Consider the following 3,796-nt stretch of genomic DNA (forward strand, 5'->3'; position numbering starts at 1 on the left):
GCTTTGTCTGGACACCAGTGGAGACTCTCTGCATAAAAGAGGGTATCGTTTAAAAATGGGAAAGGCGCCCATTAAGGAAACCTTGGCTGCCTCCCTGATTCTCCTTAGCAAATGGAGAGAGGATGCCCCCTTTGTGGATCCCATGTGCGGTGCAGGAACCTTTCCCATAGAGGCGGCTATGATTGCGGCAAAGATTGCTCCCGGAATGCATAGACATTTTACGGCGGAAGCCTGGGAAAACCTGATTCCTAAAAAGGAATGGGACTATGCTTTGGAGGAGGCAGGGGATGAAATTGACCGTAGCCTATTAGAAACTAAGAAGAATTCCTATGGAAAAATGGTGGATATTCAGGGCTATGATATAGATCCTGCCATGATTCCGGTTTGCCGTGAAAATGCGGAGCGGGCAGGGGTTGGAAAGCTCATCCATTTTCAGGAAAGAGAAGTGGGGAAGATGTCCCACAGTAAGCGAGGAGGCTTGATTTTAACCAATCCTCCCTACGGAGAGCGAATCGAGGATAAGAGAAATCTGCCTCTGTTATATACGGAGCTTAGAGAGGCTTATGAAGATCTGGATGATTGGCGACTTTGCTTAATCACCGCTTACGAGCAGGCGGAGAAATACCTTGGGAAGGCGGATAAAAACAGAAAGCTTTACAACGGTATGATGAAAACCTATTTTTACCAGTACAATGGTAAAGGGAGAAAATAATGCGGATTTTATTTGCCACCCATAATCAACACAAGTTAAGAGAAATTCAGGAGATTCTGTCTAATTTCCCCGGAACCATTCTCTGTGCCAAAGATTTAGGCATGGATCAGGAGGTAGAGGAAAACGGGACAAGTTTTCTGGAAAATGCGGAAATCAAGGCCAGAGCCCTATATAACTTTGCCAAAGCACAGGGACTTTTAGAGGAAGATGACCTGGTTATGGCGGATGATTCCGGCCTGTCCATTGAAGCCCTGTCCTTTGGTCCCGGAATATATTCAGCCCGATTTTTGGGGGTGGATACACCCTATCCCGAAAAGAATCGTCGTATCCTGGCTATGATGGAAGAAAGCAGTAGTAAAAGCAGAATGGCCTACTTTAGCTGCGCCATTGTTGCGATTTTTGCGGATGGAAAGCTTTTGCAAACGGAAGCCAGATGCACGGGAGAAATTGCAAAAGAGCCCGGTGGAGAAGAGGGCTTCGGCTATGACCCCATTTTCTACCTTCCGGAATACAGAAAAACCGCCGCGGAGCTTTCCAGAGAAGAGAAGAACAAGGTTTCCCATAGGGGAAAGGCTCTTCGAAAGATGGAAAGAATGATTCAGGAAGAGCAGGAAAAAAGAGATTCTGCCCGCTTTTCGAAAGCAGGGCAGGAGCAGTCGGGAAAAGGCAAGGAAGCAAAGGCGGAGCACAAGGCGGAGAAAGATTCCGGGGAAAATCCGGAAAAAGAGGAGGATGCCGAAAAGGGACAGAAACTTGTCGAAAAGGGACAGGAAGCTGCTCGGGAAGCGAAGACTAAGATAGCCGGCAGAATCGATCCTTCTTCGGAGGAAAAGATTTTGGTACTTTCCGATAACCATAGAAGACTGGACTATGTGGAAAAGGTTCTTCGTCTGCATCCGGATATATCCATGTGTATTCATCTGGGGGATTCGGAGGGAGAAGGAGAGGTACAGGCGCTTTTGCCTAAGGGCTGTGAGTCCTATTTTGTACAGGGAAACAATGACTTTTTTTCCTATTTGCCCAAGGACGTGGAAGTTCGTATCGGAAAAGAGCGATGCTTTTTGACCCACGGCCATCTCTATGGGGTAAACTTCGGTTTGGAGCGTCTTTCGGAAGAGGCAAGAGACAGAAATTGCAGTATGGCATTCTTCGGACATACCCATAAGCCCTGTAACAAAGTGGTGAACGGGGTGCATTGTATCAATCCGGGATCCATCAGTTTTCCCAGACAAGAGGATAGAAGACCATGCTATAGCCTGCTGTTTTTGGACCAAAAAGGAAATCTTAGAGTGGAAATGCATAAAATTTAGGAGGATAAAATAATGTACATGGCAGAATTTGTGGAGAGAATGAAGGGGATTCGAATTTGTCCGGTTTTGGTAATTGAGGATAAAAATGACGCCATTCCTCTGGGAAAGGCTTTATTGGAGGGAAAACTGCCGGTGGCGGAGGTCACCTTCCGTACGGCGGCAGCAAAGGAATCCATCGCGCTAATGGTAAAGGAATATCCGGATTTATATGTGGGTGCGGGAACGGTGATTACCCTGCAGCAGTGTAAAGATGCTGTGGAAGCCGGTGCCAAGTTTATTGTAAGTCCTTCCTTTTCCCATGAAGTGGCAGCTTTTTGCAGAGAGAGAGAAATTCCCTATTGTCCCGGTGTTTTGACTCCTACGGAAATCAGCATGGCCATGTCTTATGATATTCCTGTGGTGAAGTTCTTCCCGGCAGGACAGTTTGGCGGCGTACAGACCATCAAGAGCTATGCGGCAGTGTTCCAGAACCTGTATTTTATGCCCACCGGTGGAGTGAATCTTCAGAACATCGGAGAATATCTTTCCTTCTCCAAGGTGCTTTGTGTGGGAGGAACCTGGCTATGTAAAAAAGAATTTTTGGAAACCAAGGATTTTGCCTTGATTACCAAGAATTGCCTGGAGGCCTATGAATTAAGTCACTAAAGCTTTGCTGTTTTGTAAAGAAAGGAAAGGGGCTATTTTTATGGCCCCTTTTTTGAAATTCAAGCAGAGAATAAGCCTGTGTAAACAGCGAAAATTTTTTCTTGACAAAGTATTGGGGATTCGCTAATATATGAGAGTCGCACAAAATGCGAAATGATTCAGTAGCTCAGCTGGATAGAGCAACGGCCTTCTAAGCCGTGGGTCGGGGGTTCGAATCCCTTCTGGATCACTTGCGAGACGGTTCTATCCGTAACATGGTGGCCATAGCGTAGTTGGTTATCGCGCCAGATTGTGGTTCTGGAGGTCCCGGGTTCGACTCCCGGTGGCCACCCTATTTTTCTCGCACGAGGTTCTTATCTCATAGGGCCATCGCCAAGCGGTAAGGCACAGGCCTTTGACGCCTGCAGTCGTTGGTTCGAATCCAACTGGCCCTGCTTGTGAGACACTAGCTCAGTCGGTAGAGCACTTGACTTTTAATCAAGTTGTCGCGGGTTCGATTCCCGCGTGTCTCATTCCTGAAAGGGAGATATGCGGATGTGGCGGAATTGGCAGACGCGCCAGATTTAGGTTCTGGTGGGCGACCGTGCAGGTTCAAGTCCTGTCATCCGCACGAATAAAATAGAGAGAAGACGATACCGAGTGAAACCTGAGATTCAGCTTTGCTCGTTATTTTTTTGTAGAAAAAGGGGAGAGCTGGGAAGTAGACATTTTTCTCTTTCTGTTCTATTCTGTACTTATTCCGCCGCTCTGAAAGCGCAGAATAGGGAGAAAGAAGGAATGGAAAGAAAGAGGAGGATGTATGAGTACACCACATAATAAAGCGGAAAAGGGAGAGATTGCAAAGACTGTCCTGATGCCGGGGGATCCGCTTCGTGCGAAGTATATTGCGGAAACATACCTGTCGGATGTGCATTGTTTTAATTCTGTCCGAAACATGCTTGGCTTTACCGGTAAGATGCAGGGAAGAGAAATCTCCGTTATGGGGGGAGGCATGGGGATGCCGTCCATCGGCATCTATTCCTATGAACTGTATCATTTTTATGATGTGGATACCATCATTCGTATTGGTTCTGCCGGAGCCCTACAGGAAGACATCGATTTGAAGGAGATTGTTTTTGCACAGGCAGCC

At 47.0% G+C, this 3,796-nt stretch carries 3 protein-coding genes, 5 tRNA genes and 1 pseudogene; all 9 read left to right on the forward strand.

Annotation, left to right across the window (positions count from 1 at the left end):
- Nucleotides 1-712: class I SAM-dependent RNA methyltransferase (locus tag RDQ32_RS10830; protein WP_369124206.1), on the forward strand; the 712-nt coding region annotated here is incomplete at its 5' end.
- Nucleotides 712-2,022: an RdgB/HAM1 family non-canonical purine NTP pyrophosphatase gene (gene rdgB / locus RDQ32_RS10835; RefSeq protein WP_007156472.1), complete on the forward strand. Its 1,311-nt coding sequence runs from the start codon at nucleotides 712-714 to the stop codon at nucleotides 2,020-2,022. The genes RDQ32_RS10830 and rdgB, both read left to right, overlap by 1 nt.
- A gap of 12 nt (nucleotides 2,023-2,034) precedes the next feature.
- Complete coding sequence (locus RDQ32_RS10840; protein WP_007156471.1) at nucleotides 2,035-2,667, forward strand: bifunctional 4-hydroxy-2-oxoglutarate aldolase/2-dehydro-3-deoxy-phosphogluconate aldolase; 633 nt, start codon at nucleotides 2,035-2,037, stop codon at nucleotides 2,665-2,667.
- A 155-nt stretch (nucleotides 2,668-2,822) separates the two neighbouring features.
- Nucleotides 2,823-2,896 (forward strand) — tRNA-Arg (locus RDQ32_RS10845).
- Between the two features lie 28 nt (nucleotides 2,897-2,924).
- Nucleotides 2,925-2,998 (forward strand) — tRNA-His (locus RDQ32_RS10850).
- Between the two features lie 31 nt (nucleotides 2,999-3,029).
- Nucleotides 3,030-3,101 (forward strand) — tRNA-Gln (locus RDQ32_RS10855).
- Between the two features lie 5 nt (nucleotides 3,102-3,106).
- Nucleotides 3,107-3,179: transfer RNA gene (locus RDQ32_RS10860), tRNA-Lys, on the forward strand.
- Nucleotides 3,180-3,197: 18 nt separating this feature from the next.
- A tRNA-Leu gene (locus tag RDQ32_RS10865) sits at nucleotides 3,198-3,277 on the forward strand.
- A 189-nt stretch (nucleotides 3,278-3,466) separates the two neighbouring features.
- Nucleotides 3,467-3,796: pseudogene (locus tag RDQ32_RS10870) on the forward strand (purine-nucleoside phosphorylase); the annotation flags it as partial.

It is taken from the genome of uncultured Oribacterium sp. (assembly GCF_902481605.1).
Classification (GTDB): Bacteria; Bacillota; Clostridia; order Lachnospirales; family Lachnospiraceae; genus Oribacterium; species Oribacterium sinus.